This is a genomic window from Actinoplanes sp. NPDC004185, assembly GCF_053603475.1.
This window is the reverse complement of record NZ_JBSGFR010000031.1, coordinates 47,657-64,815: the sequence shown is the minus strand read 5'-3', so window position 1 is coordinate 64,815 and position 17,159 is coordinate 47,657. Positions and strand designations below refer to the sequence as shown.

Genomic DNA, 17,159 nt, shown 5'->3' with positions numbered 1-17,159 from the left:
CGGTAGATGGTGTTTCTGACCCGTAACCCTGGGCCCCGGCGCGAACTGCGCCGGGGCCCTCGTCATGCAGGTGGGTGTATGGCCGCGGCGGTGTCGGGGGATCCCGGAGCGGTGCGGGACGCGGACACGCGCACCGCCCACCGTTCGCCAAGAAGATCGACAGAAGATCATGTGCTACGGTTGCCCAGTTGCAGTTTTGATTTCCGTAGACGTTTCCCGGCGCCTGATGGGTTATCCAAACCCACTTGGGCGCTTTCGTTGTTTCGTGTCGTTTCGACGCGGGTGATCAACGCAGCGGCGTCGGAGTCCGCATAGTGCGGTCTCTACAGCCTGCGAAGGAGCAGACATGACTACAGGTACCGTGAAGTGGTTCAACGCCGACAAGGGCTTCGGCTTCATCACCCCGGACGACGGCGGCGCTGACGTCTTCGCCCACTTCTCCGCCATCGCGACGAGCGGCTACCGCAGCCTCGACGAGAACCAGAAGGTGGAGTTCGACATCACCCAGGGCCAGAAGGGCCCGCAGGCGGAGAACATCCGCCCGCTCTGACCTCTGCTCTGCGAACGGCGGCCCTGTGGTTCAGCGGGCCGCCGTTCGACGTTTCACCGCTGGGCCGCACGGCGTTTCCTCCTGAAGGTTGATGACAATGACGACGACGTACTCGGGCCCGGCGAGGCTGATCCTGGCTGACGGCGCATGCATTTCCGGTATGGCCTCCCTCAGCACCAACCAGCGCGGCGGACTCGACGGATGGGGCGGCACGTTCCGCCCGGACGAGATCACCACCGACCTTCGCGACGCGGTCGAGGGTCTGCAACTCGAACTGCCCTACGACCGGGTGGGGGCAGTAGCGGTCACCGGCATGCGCAAGCTGCTCGCCACGCAGTTGCTGATGTCGCTGTCCGGACGTGGACCGGCGCCGTTCTGACCCTGTGAGGGTCGTGCCGACGCGTCACGGCAAGGTCGTCGTCGCTGACGACTGCGGCAGCTCCGCGACGAGCCTGGCGCCGCTCGTGGAGTCGGCCGCGTGCAGGCTGCCGCCGTGGCGTACCGCGATGTCCCGGGCAATCGCCAGGCCCAGACCAGCGCCGCCGTGGCGGCGATCGCGGGCCTGGCCGACACGCGCGAACCGTTCGAAGACCAGTTCCCGATCGGCTTCCGGGATGCCCGGTCCGTCGTCGCGGACCTCCACCCGAACGATGCCGGGAGCGGATTCCGCGACCGTCACGGTGATGCGGTCGCGTGCGTGCCGGGACGCGTTGTCCAGAAGGTTCCTCAGCATTCTGCCCAGTTCCTCCTCGCGCCCGATCACCTGTGCGGGCCCCCCGGCCACCACGACGAACCGCTCGTCCGGCGGCACCCGGTAGCGGCGCTCCTCGACCAGTTCCTCCGCGATCGCGGCGACGTCGACCGGCTTGCCCCGAGCCGGTGCAGCCCGTTCCAGACGCGCGAGCAGCAGCAGGTCGTCGATGAGCCGCTGCAACCGCTCGGTGCCGGTTCGCAGCACCTCCGGGTCGACAGCACCGCCGTGCGTGGCGGCGACCTCGACGGTGTTGCGCAAGCCGGCCAGAGGGCTCCGCAGCTCGTGTGCCGCGTCGGCGACGAACCGGCGCTGCCGTTCGGCCGCGTCGGCGATCCGGTCGAGGGTTTCGTTCATGGTGACGGCCAGCCGGGCGATCTCGTCGCCGGTGCGCGGCTGGGGCACCCGGCTGCTCATGTCCGCGGCGGTGATGCGGGCCAGCTCGGCGCGCATCCGCTCGACCGGGCGCAGCGCGCGTCCGGCAGCCCACCAGGCAACCGCGGCGACGAACAGGATGGCGGCGGGCAGACCACGCCGGAGCCAACGGTCGACCGGAGCCACGGCTGCCTCCGCGTCGAGCGGAGAGATGAGCACGTAGACGATCGCGCCCGAAGGGCTGACGTTGTAAGCCACCAGGGTGACCTCGCGACCGTCGAGCTGTCTCTCGGCGCCGCTGCCGGCCGGTCGTAGGTGAACGTCGACGCGGCCGAAGAATTCCTCGTTCCACTGCGGCGGGACGGCCGGGAAGGTCAGGCCGCTTTCCCGTACGTAATGAGCCAGCTGATTCTTGATCAGCAGCACTTCGCCGTGGTCGTCGACCACCGCGAAGCTGATCTCCGTGCCGAAGTACGGGAACTCGTACCACGTGTCGTACGGGCACTGCGCGGCATCACTCTCACCAGCGCAGTCCACCGCCAGCGTGCCTCCGTCGGCGTTGATTCTGGCCGCGGGCGTTTCGTAGGTCGAGGCGATGGCGCGGGCCTGTGACTGCGCGGTCGCGACAGACCCCGCCACGCTGTTCTCGTAGATCACCTGGCGCAGCCAGAGCGCCCCGCCGCCGAGGCACAATGCGGCCGCCAGCGCCGCCGCGGCCGCCGCCCGGACCCGTACCGGTAGCTGGGGCCTAGGCACTCGCGTCGACCAGCCGGTAGCCGGCGCCGCGGATCGTCTCGATGCTCAGCAGCCCGAACGGCACGTCGATCCGGCGACGCAGGGCCCGGATGTAGACCTCGACGATGTTCAGGTCGCCGTCGTAGGCCGCATCCCATACCTCGTCCAGGATCTCCGCCTTGCTCACCACCGTGTTCGCCCGGCGGGCCAGGCAGGCCAGGACCGAGAACTGCTTAGCCGTCAACGTGATCGGCGTCGACCCCCGTGAACAGGCCCGCCGCGCCTGGTCGACGACCAGATCACCGACTTTCAGCAACGCCGGCCGGGGCTCACCACCGCGGCGCAGCAGGGCTCGCACCCGGGCCAGCAGGACGACGTACGAAAAGGGCTTCGTCAGATAGTCATCGGCCCCTGTGTCCAGGGCCTCGGCCTCGTCGTACTCGCCGTCCTTGGCGGTCAGGACCAGTATCGGCGTGCTCACTCGCAGCTGCCGCAGTCGGGCGCACACCTGATAACCGTTCAGATGCGGCAGCATCAAGTCCAGAATGACCGCTTGATAGCCCTCGCTCGAGGCGAGTTCGAGCCCGGCGTTTCCATCGTGAGCCACATCGACGGTGTAACCCTCCGCAATCAGGCCGCGGCGCAAGGACTCGGCCAGTTCGCGCTCGTCTTCTACAATCAGCAGCCGCACCGGGCCATCCTGCCAGCTCACGGCCCCACGAACCTGAAACTCGTTTCAGCTCGCCCGGGCAGGGTGCGGGTGAAGAGCAGGACCCCGCCGTCGGAGGTCACCCTCCGATAGCCGGGCACCGCGTCCAGGGGGCGGAGGAGGGCCACCCACTCGGGCTGGACCACGGCGTTCGGGTAGAACGGGAACAGGTAGACCTCGCAGCGGGCGGTGAGCTGCGGCGCCAGCCGCTGGTCGGCCGCCACGACCGCACCGTCGGGGATCCGCTTCAGCGCCGACCGGATCGCCGCTGCCGCCGGGTCCCGCCGCCAGGTGGCCGGATCGGCCAGGGCGTTGAGCGGCAGCACCGCCGACGCGGACATCGCGACGGCCAGGCAGGCGGCCGGCAGCCACCGGCGGCACCGGTCGAGCAGAGCCGACGGCGCGTCCAGCATCGCCGCGAAGACGATCGGCATCAGCACCGCGCTGTAGTGGTACTTCGTTCCCCAGTAGTGCGGGTTGTCCGCCCAGAACCGCCAGGTCAGCGTGGGCAGGGTCAGAAACAGCAGCGGTGAGCGTACGGCGAGAAAGCCGGTCGGAAGCAGCAGCAGGACCACCGTCAGCAGTTTGACCGGCACCCCGGTCAGCAGGGCACTGCCGGAGGTGTAGGTGTACGCGTCGGCCTGGTTGAACGCCGGGATGAGGACCCGGACGATGAGCAGGCCGGCGGCGACCGCACCGCCGACGGTCGCGAGGCCGAGACGCCACCGGCCGCACAGGACGAGGTAGGCGCCGATCGCCGCGACGGTCAGCGGCAGATCCTCCTTGACCAGCAGCAGGGGCGCCGCCCAGGCCACCGCCATGCCCCACCGCCGCCGCACCAGGCCCTCGAGGCTGAACGCCAGGAGCGGGACGGCGAAGCAGATCTCGTGGAAGTCGAAGCCGGCCGCCTGCTGGATGCCCCAGGACAGCCCGTAGGCGGCGCCGATCGCCAGGCCACCACGGGTCCCGAACCGCGCGACGGCCAGCCGGGTCACCGGCACCGCGGACAGTGCCAGCAGCGCGGCCTGCACGATCAACAGAGTGATCGGGCTCGGAAACACCCGGTAGATCGGCGCGAGCAGCATCAGGATCGGATGAAAATGGTCGCCGAGCAGGTGGACGCCGGGCCCTTTCAGCGGCGCCAGCGGAGCGCCCAGACCGGCGTAACCGCGCACCCCCTGTTCGAAAATGCCAAGGTCGAAGCCATTGGTGCGCACCCTGAGGTGCTTCGTGACCGCCACCATGGCGTACGCCGAGAAGAGCGCCACCGCCAGCGGACCGACTCGTTTCCACACGCGGCGATGATCGGTACCGCCACCTGAACCGACCCTGAAGCAGGCTGAAGATCACTTCAGCCGGCCTCCCGCCCTTGGTGGGCGGACGGAAACGGCCCCCCGGCCTTCGCCGGGGGGCCGTTTCGCCGCCGTCAGGAAACGATGCAGTTCCTGCCGTTGGCGCCGGAGCCGGTCTTGGTCGGCTCGGCGCCGGTGTTGTTGCCGGTGTACAGCCAGCAGGTGGGGATGCTGCCGATGTTGTTGCCCTTCAGCGTCGCGACGTCGCCGTAGTTGGTGTTGACGCCGGCGATCACCTTGCCGCTGGTCGCGGTGATGTTCTGGATGGTCACCTTGCGGGCGGCCTGGGTGGAGCAGTTACCGCAGGAGCGGTAGAGCTTGCCGAAGTTGGAGACCTTGAAGTTCTTGATGGTCACCGACCCGCCGGAGCCGCGGTTGTCCTGGAACACCTTGTCCGACGCGCTCGCCGCGCTGCCGCCGTCGATCACGACCGTCGCGTTGGTGCCGCGGAAGGTGGCGGCGTCCTCACCGACGTCCTGCCAGACGACGTTGGTGAGGTTGCAGCTGCCGGCGCAGTGGACGCCGTCGGCCGACGGGGCGCCCAGGATGACGTTCTTCAGGGTGGCCCCGGCGGCCAGGTCGAAGATCGGGTCCTGGCCCTCGTCCTGGCCACCGCTGCCGAGCGCGCCGGAGCCGATGTAGCGCTTCCCGCCACCGTCGAAGGTGCCGGTCACCTTGATCGAAGCGGTGACCTTCACATCCGTGGCGGCTGACGCCAGACCCACCGTCGCAACAGAGCCGGCCATGGCCGCGACCAGAACTGCGGCGCCGATGAGTACGCGTGGTCTTTTCATGTGGGGACCTTTCTCAGAGCCTCCTGCCTTCGATGAAGGCAGGACGGAACCGGCGACGTCATCGCAGCGTGCGGTCCCTGCGGATGACTCCGGCGGTATTGGGGGAGGACCTCTCCAACCTGACACGCGTATCGATGTAGGTCAATGAATATGGTTTGCAGCTTTGTTGCAGGATTGCCGTGATTGCCGACCCTTCACGCACGCGGCAATCTGTAGTGGTTCACCGGCGGCGAAAGGTTGCCCGATGAAGCAGACCGATGGCGGCGAGATTCCAGCGCCGCCGATTACTCATCCACTGCTTCGTCGGATTTCGGCTCGGTGGTGCCCGGTCGCGGCGCGATCTCGGGGGCATCCGCCTCGGCCAGCGAGTCCGCAGCGTCGCGGAGGGCAGCCGCCGCGGCGTCAGCGGCTGCCTGCTCGACCGGCAGGCTCTCGCCGGCTGCCCGCTTACCGGGACGGGCAGCCCGTGGATCGGGATTGGCCAGATGCGCTGCCGCCTCCGTCGCGGCCTCCGCGGCGACGTCGATCACCCGCCGGACTGCCTGCCGGGACCGGTCGGTGACCAGTGGCAGGGTTTGTTCGGCGGCTCCCACGACTCGCCGCGCGGCCCGTCGTGGGCCCTCGGTCAGTGACGGTGGGCGCCACGGCTCGGCGGCCGGGCGGACCGCCGCTTCGATCTCGACCCGCAGCCGGTCCACCGCGGTGAGCAGCGCGCCGTGTTGCTGCCAGGCCGCGGCGTCGGCGTGCGGGTCGATCAGCAGCAGCCGGCCCAGCAACTCGCGTCGCTGGTGCAGTTCGTCCAGGTGCGTCGCGACGCGGGCGCGGGCGGCCTCGACCGGCTCGCTGCCGGCGGCGACGGCGGCCACGCCGTCCAGAGCGCCGGCGGCGGCGTCGAGCACGTCGGCCAGGGCCAGGCGGGCGGCTGGGGGATAGACCTGCGCCTCCAGGTCCGGTGGCAGGTAGTACGTGCGGTCGAAGATCTCCCGGCACAGGGTCCGGATGACGATGGTGCAGTACTCGATCGCGGTCAGGGCCGTACGCAGGCGCGGTTGGGCCAGGCGGACCTGGCCGCCGCGCGGGTTGAGCACGGCGCTCTGTTCCGCCCGGAGCAGTGAGGTGTCGGCTGCCAGCACGGATGCGCTCAGGCCTCGCGCCGCGGTGAGCCAGTCCTGCGCGGCGTCACGCGACCAACCGTCGCGTAGGTGGGTGGCCAGTGATCGCAGGAAATCTGCCAGGCGGGTGGTCAGGCCGGCGACCGCCGAGCCGGCCGATTCCACGTGCACCGGAGGCGCGATCGTGAGGTTCACCGCGATGCCGATCGCCGCGCCGATGAGTGTCTCGTACACCCGGCCGGCCGCGGCCTGCGGCGCGGCGACGCCGCCGACCGCCAGCACGAGCATCGCGCTGATCGGTACCTCCAGGGTGTGTGGGCCCAGGCGCAGGACCTGCCCGAGGACCAGAGTCACGGCTACCACGGCGCCCAGGCTCCACCAGCTCAGCCCGACGACGGTGGCGAGCCCGACCGCGACCAGGACACCGGCGAGCACACTCAGGACGCGCTGCAGTCCTTCGGCGACCGTCTGGTACACGGTCAGTTGCACCACCAGGATGGCGGTCAGCGGCGCGAGAATCGGTGACGCCGTGGTGTTCAGCAGATCGGCCGCGACGTAGGACAACACCGCCGCCAGCGTGACTTTGGCGGTGCGGAGCCCGGGGATACGACCCCAGCGGGCGAGTGCCGTCGTCCAGGGGTGGCGCAGATAGGTGGTCAGCCGCATCGCTTCTCGTACCCGTCAGTTGTGTGAGGGCGGGGGCGAGTAGCTACGGAGATCGGGATCCGGGAAGTCGTCGATGTCGTCGTCGACGAACGACTCCGTGAGCGGATCGACGACGGTGGCCGGCCGTTCGCCGACCTCGATCGGGACGTCCTCGACCAGATCCTGGACGTCGACCCGGCCGCTCCTGATGGCCAGCAGGGTGACGATCTCGCGTTTGGTCTGCCGCAGCAGCGGGTTGGGCTGATCGGGACGATCCCGGAGAGCCTGCAGCACCTGGTCCAGCAGGGTCATCGCCTCGTCCAGCCAGGCCGGGGCATTCAGCATCCGCAGCGTGACCGCCAGGTTGTACTTGGTGGCGAGGGTCGAGTCGTGGTCCACCGCGAGTTCCTGCAGCTGGGCGTCCAGCACGGCGATGAACACCTCGCGCGCCTGGTGGAGCACGTGCGGCGAGTTGTGCGGGGACTGGTGCTGAGACCGCAGACTGAGCGCCAGGTTGTGCCGGGTGGTCAGGGTGCGAGGATGTCTCTCGCCCAGCAGGCGGACCCGATCTTCGTACAACGTGCGGAAACGGTGTTCCGCGCGGTGGTAGTGGCCCTCCTCGTAGGTGAGCCACCCGAGGTTGCCTCGGGTCGTCTGGGTGTCCGGGTGCAGGATGCCGAGCCTGGCCGTACGGACCTTGAGCACCTGGGTGAAGATGCGCCTGGACAGCGTGAACCGTCGCCGCAGCAGCAGGACCCAGGCCAGGTTGGCGGCCACGGCGACGGTGTGCGGATGCAGTTTCCCCAGTCGTCGGAGCTGGATCGCCAGCACCGACCGGAAACCGTCCTCGGCCCGCGCGAGATGCCCGCGGGCGTGGTCCAGCCAGGCGACGTTGTGCTCGGTGATCAGTGTGTCCGGGTGGGTGGCCCCGAGCATCGCCCTCCGCGCGCCGAGCACGTCGCCGAAACCGTCCTCGGCAGCCTGCAGCCAGTCGGAGCCACCGGCCGCCTGCCGGGCGTACGCCAGGCTGTGCCGGAACGACAGCACTTCGGCCGGGGTGAGGTCCAGGTGCCGGTCCGGATCGGCGAGCACCTCGTCCAGCATCTGCTGCGCCTCGGCGGCGTCGCCGGCCGCCTGCAGAACGGAGGCCAGCGCCTGCCGCGTGGCCAGCGTGTCGGCGTGGTAGTCACCGAGCACCCGCCGGCGAGCGGTGAACACCTGCTGGAACAGACGTCCGGACTCGGTGAGGTGGCCCCGCTCGTGCAGGATCGCTGCCAGGCAATGGCCGGCCTCCATCGCTTCCGGGTCGTCCGGGTGGCACGCCCGCCGCGTCCGCAGGGCGACCTCGTTGATGTCATGGAACGCGCGTTCCAGGTCGTTCTGGACGCCCGGTCTGGGCAGCGTGACGAGCGCGCGGGCCTGTAACGCGAGCCCGTGGTCGAGCAGCGCCGTCCGCCGGATCGGCTCGTCGCGTTCGGTGAGCCCGGACGCGCGTTCGACGGCCGTCACGGCCAGCTCTGCCGCCGAGTGGTGCATGCCCCGCTGCAGCAGGTGGCGGACGGTGCGGTGGGCCGCGCGCAGCGCCGCGGTGGTGCCGCCGGATGCCGGGTTGTCGAGCAGATGGTTGACGTGCGGAAGCAGCAGCCGCCACAGGGGCCAGGCGTCGGCGCCCGGCTCGACGTAGGCAGCCGTGCCGTTCTCCAGCGCCGCGGTGACGGCGTCGAGGAGTTCGGCACCACGTCCGGGGAGAGCCCGCACCCCGTCGACGTACTCCGCGGTACGGGCGATCAGCGGGTGCACCACCGCGACCGGCAGGTTGTCGCTGGTGAACACCTCGATGACCCCGGTCGTCCGCAGCAACCGGAGGCTGCGTTCGGTCAGGGGCTCGTTCGTGCCGAGCAGGGCGCCGAGCGGGAACGGCTGGCCGGGAGCGCCGGCAGCCAGCAGGCCCAGGAGACGCAGGGCGCAGCGCCGCTCCTCCGGCCCCATCGCGGCCAAGGTCAGGTTCAGGACAGGCAGCAGGGCGTATGCCGGGTCGCCGGGGTGCAGCCCGGGACGCAGCGCCGGCGCCCGCCCGAGCTCGGTGACATAGCCGGCCAGGCTGTGCCGCACGAGCGGACTACCCAGGTACGAACCGGCGACGTGCAGGACGAGGGGAACGCCCTCGAGCAGCTCGGCCGTGGTGCGCGCGTGCGGCAGCTCCACCCGGCGCCGGGCCTCGTCCATCTCCGGTATGCGGTCCAGGAGCAGGTCGGCGCCGTCCCGGACCGGCAGGGCATCGACCTCGATCGGGACGGCACCACCCCGGGCCCGGGGCCGGGCGGGCCTGACGCGCGTCGTGACGATGACGCGCCACCCCGTCTGGACGAGGGCTGTGGCCTGACCGACGATCTCGGCGGCGAGCGCGGGATCGTCGGCATTGTCGATGACCAGCGCGCATCCCGGGCCGGTGCCCGCCCCCGGCCGGCCGTCGAGAAGTCCCCAGGCCGCCGTCGTCGAGGCCTCCTCCCGGACGCGCATGATGTCGATGTCATCGACCTGGAGCGCCTTGGCGACCGCGGCCATACCCTCCACGAAGGCACCGTGATGATGGGCCGCGACCCAGTGGACGGAACAGCTGCCGGCCAGCTCGCGGGCCGCCGCCAAGGCGACGGTGCTCTTGCCGCTTCCGGCCGGGCCCGTCAGCACGGCCACGCGCCCGTCGACGGCCTGCACTTCGCCGACGGTTTTCCGGCGCCCGCGCACCTTCTCCGGCCCCCGGCCGATCGGCGGATCGGACACGCCCACCGCCACCGGTGACTCCGTCAGGCGCAGGTCGGCGGCGGAGACGATCGGCACGTTGGCGTGCACGTGCCGGGGCGTGACAACCGACGTCATGGGAGTGTCCGGACGCGACGGCGGGGGACGCTCATTCCCGTACGTTACCGTCGGGTCACGCTGATCGGCATCCATCGATCACCGGTCGTATTCCCGCCGTCGGAAGGATGGGGGCACGACATTGACCACCCTGACCATGGTCCTCGGTCAGCTGCACGCGTCGCCGGCCCCGCCCGCCGACCCGTTCTGGCAACGCTTCATGACGTCGGCCGGCTTCGGGGGCCTCATGGCCCTGGCCGCGGCGCTGGTGGCCGCCCGCATAGCGGCGGCGCAGCTGCGGCACACGAAGTCGCAGCAGCAGCTCGAGCGCTGGTGGAGCACCCTGACCTGGGTCTACGACCGGGCGATCGTGGAGCAGGACAAACGGGCCGCGCTGCCGGATCACGTGACCTTCGCGATGCTGTCCCAGCTGGCCGAGCGCGTTCAGACGCCGCCCGGAGACGGACTGCAGCAGAGCACCATCCGATCGATCCTGTCGATGTTCGAGGCGGCCGGGGACGGCGCCCGTCCGGGCGCGGACGACGCCGTCCGGCAGGTGTCCGATCCGACCGCCGTGGCGTTGCTGGACGAGCTGCGTGACCGGTTGAGCAGTGACACCGAACTGGCCGCACTGCGGTACCTGCATGCCGCGAAGCTGGTCGTGGAGCGCGGAGCGGCCGCTCTCGGCGCGACGACGAACGACCGTGGCCACGGCGAACTGACCGCGACCTGGGACGGCCGGAGCGTCCTGATCAGGATCCGTCATGCCGCGAGTCAGATGCCCAACGCCGCGGTCTTCCTCGCGGTCGAGCAGCTGGAGACCGGCATCGCGGCCGACCGGCTCACCGTCGGTGGGCTGCTCGTGCTGAACAGCCCACCGGACCGGCCCGCGCTCGACGCGTTCCTGGCCAACAAGCACCGTCCGGGCCTGGAGGTCGTGGTCTGGCGCGAGGAAGCCGACGACCGGGCCGTGCAGGACGCGCTGCGGCGGCTCCGGCCGCCGTGAGACGGCGTCGCCCGTGCTCACTTGTGCTGACAGGTCCTCTCGTACGGCACCTCGGGCACGTAGCGCTCCCATTCGTCCCGGGTCAGGCCGCCGCGGACAGCACAGGTGCGCTCGATCGCCTGACGGCGGACGTCGTTGAGGTGCGCCAGGTCCCACACACCGGCGGAGCTGCGCAAGCCGGCCGCCAGGCGGTTTCCGTCGGCACTGAACGCCACCGTCGACGTCGAGCTGAGCTCACCGTCGAGCTGGGTCAGGCGGCGGGGGTTGCCGCGGTCGGTCAGGTCCCACAGCAGGGTGGTGCCGTCCGGACCGCTGGTGACGAGGGTACGGCCATCCGGGCTGAGCGTCATCGCGTCGGTCGACACGAAGTCACCGACGACCTGGGCGACCTGACGCGGACGCCGGCGATCGGTCGTGTCCCACAGCAGCACGACCCCGTACGAGCCGGACGCGGCGAACGTCCGTCCGTCGGCACTCAGCGCCAGTTCGTCCAGGGCGCCGGTGGAATCGCTGAGCAGCGCCGCCTTGCGCGGCGCGGCGGGCCTGGTCAGGTCCCACAGCTGGACGTTCATGCCGTTGCCGGCGGCCAGGGTCTTCCCGTCGGCGCTGAGGGCCAGCGTCTCCAACCCGGTCCGGACTCCCTCGAAGCGGGCCAGTCGTCGCGGTGCGCGGCGGTCGGTCGTGTCCCACAGTTCGACCGTTCCGTCGGCGAGGCCCACGGCGACGAGCCGGCCGTCCCGGCTGAGCCCCGCCGCGGCCACCGAATTCGTTCCCCCGTGCATCGAGACGACGGGGCGGCTGATCGAGAGGTCGGCGGTGTCCCACAGCCGTACGACGTCGGTGCTGCTGGTGATGACGGTGCGTCCGTCCGCGCTGAGGCCGACCGCGTCCAGCGAGTCGAGGTGGCCCTCCAGCCGGCCCAGCAGGCGGGGAGCGGCGGGCCGGGACAGGTTCCACACCTGCGCGGTGCCGTCGTAGCTGCCCGTGACGAAGGTCCGTCCGTCGGCGCTGAGGGCAACGCCGCTCACCTCGTCGTGGTGGCCGGTGACCTCGGCGATGCGTCGCGGGCCGGTGCCGTCGGTCAGATCCCACAGCTGCTCGGTGTAGTTGCGGCCCTCCATGGCCAGTGTCTGTCCGTCGGCGCTGACGGCGATCGAGTTCACCGACCCCGAGTAATTGGTGAGCTGGGCGATGCGCACGGGCCGGCCCGGACGGGTCAGGTCCCACCCCAGGACGGCGCGGTTCACGTAGCTGGCCACGAGGGTGTGCCCGTCGGCGCTGAGCGCGGTCGCGGTCACCCATCCGGTGCCGTCGGTGAGCTGGACCACGCGGCGGACCTCGGCGCGGTCGCTGAGATCCCACACCGAGACGGGACTGTCCTGCTGGCTGACGGCGAGCGTACGCCCGTCCGCGCTGAGCGTCAGGTCGACCGACGAGCGCGTGAGCTCGTCCAACGTGTCGAGACGCTGGGGATCGCCGCGTTCGCTGAGGTCCCACACCACGGTGCCGTTCCAGCTGGTCGTCACCAGGGTGTGCCCGTCGGCGCTGAGGGCCACGTCCCCGATCTGCGCGTCGTCCTCGGCGAGATGGGCCAGGCGGCGCGGCTGACGGCGATCGGTCAGGTCGTACACCAGCGTGGAGCCGTCCCAACTGCCGCTGACCAGGGTGCGCCCGTCGGCGCTGAGCGCGACCGCGGTGACGGCGTCGGTGTGCTCGGCGAGCCGGGCCAGCCGGCGGGGGTGACGGCGGTCGCTGAGGTCCCACAGCAGGACGGTCCCGTCCTGGCTGCCCGTGGCCAGGACCGTGGCGTCCCCGCTGAGCGCGACGCTGTCCACCGAGCCGGTGTGGCCGGTGAGCTGGGCCAGGCTCCGCGGGGTGGCGCGGTCGGGCAGGCCCCACAGCCGTACGGTCCGGTCGGCGCTCCCGGTCACCAGGAGACGCCGGTCGGCGCTGAACGCCGACGCCGTCAAGGATCCTGTGTGGCCGGCCAGGGTCCCCGCATAGCGGGTGCCGACCAACGTGTTGACCAGCCCGGCCTCGGCCCGGTCGCCCGGGTGGAGCTGCGCCGCCGCCAGACCGAGCTGCATCGCCGTACGCGGATCTTGCTGCCGGACCGCGTCGGCCTGGCTGATCAGACGCTGGCTGATGCCGATCCTCTGCTGGGTCCGGGCCGCATGCTCCTGCCGTCGCGCCTCGGCGCCGGCCTCCGCGGCCTTGCGCCGCTGCTCGGCGGCGAGGGACCGCTGGCGTTCGGCCTCGGCCGCGGCCCGGTCGGCCCGGGTCTGCTGCTGGCGTGCCTCGGCGGCGGCCTGCGCGGCACTGTCCTCCTGCTGGCGTGCTTCGGCCGCGGCCTTGCCTGCCTTGCCTTGTTGCCGGCGGGCGTCCGCGGTCGCCTCCTGAGCGCGGCGCTGCTCGTCCCCGGCGATCTGCTGCTGACGTCGCGCCTCAGCCGCGTAGGCCGTAGCGGAGTCGCGCTGCCGGTCGGCCAGCTGCTGCTGCCGCGACGCCTCGACCGCCGACGCGGCCGCGGTACGCGCGTTGCGTACCGCAAGGGCGCCGGTGCCCCCGGCCAGCAGGACGAGTACGCCCACGACCGCGAGCACGCTGCGGCGCAGCCGGATCATCCCGCGGTGGCGGGCGACGTCCTCGCTGTCCAGGTCCTCTTTGCTCACGCCGTGGATGGACGCGGCCAGTTCGGCGACAGCGTCGCGGAACCGGCCGTGGCGCAGGTCGAGTTCGCTCTCCGAGCGGGCCCAGCGCAGGTCCAGGTGACGCGGCTCCTCACGGAACACCCCGCGCAGAGCGGGCGGTACGGCCGTTGACCGCTCCCAGTCGAAGTCACCCCGGTCGGCGTCCCACACCCACTCACCGGACGTCACGACCGGCAGGAGCCGGTCCACCGGGTGTTCCGCCAGCCAGGCTTCGACCTCCTGGTTGACCCACCGGGAGTCCGCTGCCTCCGGGCAGGCCAGCAGGACGAAGTACCGCGATCCGGCGAGGGCCTGCTGGATGGACGACCACAGTGCCGGGCTGGTGCCGAGGCCGGTCTGGTCGCGGAACACCTCCAGCGCCCGTCGCCGGTGCCACGGCCGCGCCAGGCGTTGCAGACCACGCTGCAGCCCCGGCGCCAGTGCCCCGTCGGCCGCATGACTGTAGGAGATGAAAGCGTCGTAAGCCATTTCCGGGCCCTCCCCGTCGCAAGGTCGCGCCAGATTGTGCCGCACCACGACGGCGTACGTCGATGCCAGATCACGGCAGGCCGGAGCCCCTCAGCCGCTGCCGGACGGCCGCCGGTCACCGGCTGCCGGAGTCAGCGGGCGGCCGGCTCCGTGGTGTCCGTTGCGGAGGGCCCGCGTCGCCAGGCGCCGGCCCAGGTCCAGAGGGCGAAACCCGCAGCCATGGCGATCATGGTCTGCACCCCTCGGGGCGAGAAGATGTGGCTGTCGATGAAGGACCAGCCGGCGGCGAGCAGCACCACGGTGCCGGGAAGCACTCGGACGCCGTGCCTGCTGCCCAGCACGACCGTCGTGGTCAGCGTGGCGGCGAGGAAGGCGTACACGCCGACGGCGCCGAGCCCGTCTCCTGTCTCGTAGAGTGCCAGCACCAATCGTCGCAGCTCAGCGGGGTCTCCGGGCTGCCCGGCGACCGTGCCCGCGCCGATTCCCGCCACCGCGTCCAGACCGGTGTATCCGACGGCGTAGACCGCCGCGCAGATCCAGGCGATCATCCGGGCCACCCGGGGAGCGCCCGCGCGGGGCCGTTCCCGCAACAGCACCACGAATCCCAGCGCGAGCAGCGGAAAGACCGGCAACAGGACGATGTGCAGCCACACCCAGCGATGGGCCGTCGCGGCGGACAGCCCGCTCGGGTGGACGAGTCCGGCCAGTGCCAGCAGCACCGGCCCCAGCATCACGAGCACGAGCGTCACCGTCAGCCCGCCGCGGGTGCTCAACCCGACCGCCGGCAGTCCGTTCGCCGCGGGGCCGTACCCCTGCTGCCGGGAGCTCATCGGCGTCCGAACTGCGGCCGGCTGCGGGCACCCGCGAAGCGCAGCGTCGCGAAGACACCTACGCCCTGACCGGCGATCAGCGCGAGCAGCGCGACGGGAAGGCTCGTCGACATCGGGCTCCGGCCGACGGCCGGCTGGGGCCCGGCAGCGGTCGCCGGCGTCGGGGCACCGGCAGTTGCGGGGTCCGGCGCGGTCGGCAGGGCGGCGAAGTCCACAATCCCGCTGCTCTCCAGCAGCGTCATGTGCGTCACCACGAACTGGTTCGCCTGCTGCGCCGGCTTGCGGACGGTGTCGTTGCGCGTCGTCGCCCGCACCGTACCGATCGCCGGGAAGATCTTTTCGTGCGCCGCGCGGAGCCGGCCTTGTCAGCCGCCGAGAGGGTGCCCTCGCCCTCGTCGGGGATCAGCTCACTGGGAGGCACCGGAACATCGGGCTCGGCGTGCGCCGCCACGGGACTGAGCAGGAGCAGCCCGATGGAGCAGGCCACGGTGGCGCACAGCCGGCACCACCTGGTCGAACCGATTCCCTGCATACGAACCCTCCAGACATCCGCGTGTCGCCCGACGAGCCGGAGAAGGCCGGCGACACGTCTTCCCGAGGAGGGGTACGCGGCTTGAGCAGCGAAGGATGAAGCCGCAATGGTTTCGTAAGATCTTCCCGGCTGAACACTCTTCCCGGCTCCGGCGAAGTAAGGGTGTGATGCACCCTGTGGAACAACCGGGCACCACGGGCTTGGATGCCGGCGCTCACCTCATCGAGCGGGACTTCACGGCGATCTTCGACCGGCACTATCGCACCATCTACGCGTACGTGGCGCGGCGGCTCGGCCCCGATCTGGCCGAGGACGTGGCGTCGGAGACGTTCCTGACCGCGTTCGACCGCCGGCACACGTTCGACCCGGCCCGCGGCGACGCGCGGCCCTGGCTGTTCGGGATCGCCTCCAACCTGGTCGCCCGGCACACCCGGGCCGAACTGCGGCGCTACCGGGCGCTGGCCCGGGCCGGTGGGCAGGACGCCGGCGAGGCCGACAGCCACGCCGACGCGGTCGCGGGACGGCTCGACGCGGCGGCCGTGCGGGGCCGGCTCGCCGAGGCCCTGCGGCGGCTGCCGGAACCGGTACGAGCCGTCCTGCTGCTGGTCGCCTGGGCCGGGCTCACCCAGCAGGAGGCGGCCGAGGCGCTGGGCATACCCGCGGGCACGGCCAGGTCCCGGCTGCACCGGGCACGACAGGACATGCGGCAGGCGCTGGGCGCCGAGATCGAGGTGGACGGATGATGGACGAGATCAGCATTCTGCGGGAGACCTTCGGCCCGGACCCGGAGCCTTCCCCGGGCGCCGAGCAGCGCGCCCGGGACGCCCTGCGCAGCCGGATGGCGCCCCGGACCCAGACCTCGTGGCGACTCCGGGTCCCGCTGGTCGCCGGTGTCGCCACGGCGGCGGCGGTCGTCGCGGCGGTGGCGATCGGCAACGTCGGCGGGACCCGGGTGACACCGCCGTTGTCGCAGCGGCCGGCTCGCACCGAGGCAGTCGCGAGGGTGCCGTATCTGCGCCCGGTCAACGCGGCACAGGTGCTGGAGAATGCCGCGTGGACGGTCGAGCAGGAGAAGTGGACGGATCCGGCGCCGACCCAGTTCATGTACGTCGAGACCCAGGAGATGCGCAACCCGCCGGCATACGAGCACGAGGCACCGAACGGGGCGCTGCGACCCGGCCAGGCCACATACCGCAAGATCCAGATGTGGCACCGGATCGACGGCCAGGTGCAGGCGTCGATGCGGGACGGCAAGCTGCAGGTGATGCGCCAGGGCCAGGACGGCGCGTATTTCGCCTTCGTCCCGTGGTCGCAGATCGTCAAGCTGACGACTCCCGAGGCGATCGCCGCGTACCTCGAGCATCCGGAGGGCGGGGTGATGGCGGTGCCCGACGCGCTGGCCGGCCAGTACGTGCTGCCGCCCGAGGTCAAGGCGGCCATCTTCCGCTACCTCGCCCAGCAGCCGGGCATGACGATCAACCCGGACGCGGTGAACCTCGACGGGCATCCGGCGATCGGGCTGGGCCGGGTGATGGAGGGCTACCTGTCGCAGGAGCTGCTCTTCGACAAGCAGACGTACACGCTGATCGGCGAGCGTCTGGTCGCGGTCAAGGACGAGCGGGGCGCCGGCGACGGGCGCAAGGGCGACCTGTACCGCCAGGTGATCTATCGCAAGATGGCCATCGTGGACCGCCCGGGGGAGACCGGTTGACCCCGGCGCCCGGCCGTGCCGG

Annotated in this window: 14 protein-coding genes; 5 read left to right on the top strand and 9 right to left on the bottom strand. The window is 71.2% G+C overall.

Annotated elements, in window-relative coordinates:
* Positions 1 to 346 precede the first annotated feature (346 nt).
* Positions 347 to 550 (top strand): transcription antiterminator/RNA stability regulator CspE, encoded by a 204-nt coding sequence (gene cspE / locus ACWEOZ_RS28755; RefSeq protein WP_184995226.1) that lies wholly within the window; start codon positions 347 to 349, stop codon positions 548 to 550.
* 160 nt (positions 551 to 710) lie between these two features.
* A complete protein-coding gene (locus ACWEOZ_RS28750; RefSeq protein WP_451913780.1) occupies positions 711 to 929 on the top strand; it encodes a hypothetical protein in 219 nt (72 codons plus the stop codon).
* A 24-nt stretch (positions 930 to 953) separates the two neighbouring features.
* Here the strand turns inward: ACWEOZ_RS28750 and ACWEOZ_RS28745 are convergent, their stop codons facing one another.
* The 6 genes from ACWEOZ_RS28745 to ACWEOZ_RS28720 form a co-directional block, all read right to left on the bottom strand.
* On the bottom strand, positions 954 to 2,432 hold the full coding sequence (locus ACWEOZ_RS28745) for a sensor histidine kinase (protein WP_451913779.1): 1,479 nt from the start codon (positions 2,430 to 2,432) through the stop codon (positions 954 to 956).
* Complete coding sequence (locus ACWEOZ_RS28740; protein ID WP_451913778.1) at positions 2,425 to 3,102, bottom strand: response regulator transcription factor; 678 nt, start codon at positions 3,100 to 3,102, stop codon at positions 2,425 to 2,427. The genes ACWEOZ_RS28745 and ACWEOZ_RS28740 overlap by 8 nt, the downstream gene beginning before the upstream one ends.
* A 17-nt stretch (positions 3,103 to 3,119) precedes the next feature.
* Positions 3,120 to 4,415 carry a DUF2079 domain-containing protein gene (locus tag ACWEOZ_RS28735; protein ID WP_451913777.1) on the bottom strand — a complete coding sequence of 432 codons (1,296 nt, stop codon included), beginning with the start codon at positions 4,413 to 4,415 and terminating at the stop codon, positions 3,120 to 3,122.
* Positions 4,416 to 4,546: 131 nt separating this feature from the next.
* Positions 4,547 to 5,266, bottom strand: coding sequence for a pectate lyase (locus tag ACWEOZ_RS28730; protein WP_451913776.1), 720 nt, complete (start codon positions 5,264 to 5,266; stop codon positions 4,547 to 4,549).
* Positions 5,267 to 5,550: 284 nt separating this feature from the next.
* A complete protein-coding gene (locus tag ACWEOZ_RS28725; protein WP_451913775.1) occupies positions 5,551 to 7,044 on the bottom strand; it encodes an FUSC family protein in 1,494 nt (497 codons plus the stop codon).
* Positions 7,045 to 7,059: 15 nt separating this feature from the next.
* Positions 7,060 to 9,900, bottom strand: a complete 2,841-nt coding sequence (locus ACWEOZ_RS28720) for a tetratricopeptide repeat protein (protein WP_451913774.1) — start codon at positions 9,898 to 9,900, stop codon at positions 7,060 to 7,062.
* A gap of 121 nt (positions 9,901 to 10,021) precedes the next feature.
* Between ACWEOZ_RS28720 and ACWEOZ_RS28715 the strand changes: the two genes are divergently transcribed.
* Complete coding sequence (locus tag ACWEOZ_RS28715; RefSeq protein WP_451913773.1) at positions 10,022 to 10,885, top strand: hypothetical protein; 864 nt, start codon at positions 10,022 to 10,024, stop codon at positions 10,883 to 10,885.
* Between the two features lie 17 nt (positions 10,886 to 10,902).
* Here the strand turns inward: ACWEOZ_RS28715 and ACWEOZ_RS28710 are convergent, their stop codons facing one another.
* From ACWEOZ_RS28710 to ACWEOZ_RS28700, 3 genes are all read right to left on the bottom strand, one after another.
* On the bottom strand, positions 10,903 to 14,064 hold the full coding sequence (locus ACWEOZ_RS28710) for a TIR domain-containing protein (RefSeq protein WP_451913772.1): 3,162 nt from the start codon (positions 14,062 to 14,064) through the stop codon (positions 10,903 to 10,905).
* Between the two features lie 131 nt (positions 14,065 to 14,195).
* Positions 14,196 to 14,894, bottom strand: a complete 699-nt coding sequence (locus ACWEOZ_RS28705) for a hypothetical protein (protein ID WP_451913771.1) — start codon at positions 14,892 to 14,894, stop codon at positions 14,196 to 14,198.
* On the bottom strand, positions 14,891 to 15,208 hold the full coding sequence (locus ACWEOZ_RS28700; RefSeq protein WP_451913770.1) for a hypothetical protein: 318 nt from the start codon (positions 15,206 to 15,208) through the stop codon (positions 14,891 to 14,893). Before ACWEOZ_RS28700 ends, ACWEOZ_RS28705 begins: the two co-directional genes overlap by 4 nt.
* A 385-nt stretch (positions 15,209 to 15,593) precedes the next feature.
* Here ACWEOZ_RS28700 and ACWEOZ_RS28695 point away from each other — a divergent pair, with 385 nt between their 5' ends.
* Together ACWEOZ_RS28695 and ACWEOZ_RS28690 are read left to right on the top strand one after the other, a co-directional pair.
* Complete coding sequence (locus tag ACWEOZ_RS28695) at positions 15,594 to 16,169, top strand: RNA polymerase sigma factor (protein ID WP_451913769.1); 576 nt, start codon at positions 15,594 to 15,596, stop codon at positions 16,167 to 16,169.
* Complete coding sequence (locus ACWEOZ_RS28690) at positions 16,166 to 17,137, top strand: hypothetical protein (protein WP_451913768.1); 972 nt, start codon at positions 16,166 to 16,168, stop codon at positions 17,135 to 17,137. Before ACWEOZ_RS28695 ends, ACWEOZ_RS28690 begins: the two co-directional genes overlap by 4 nt.
* Positions 17,138 to 17,159 lie beyond the last annotated feature (22 nt).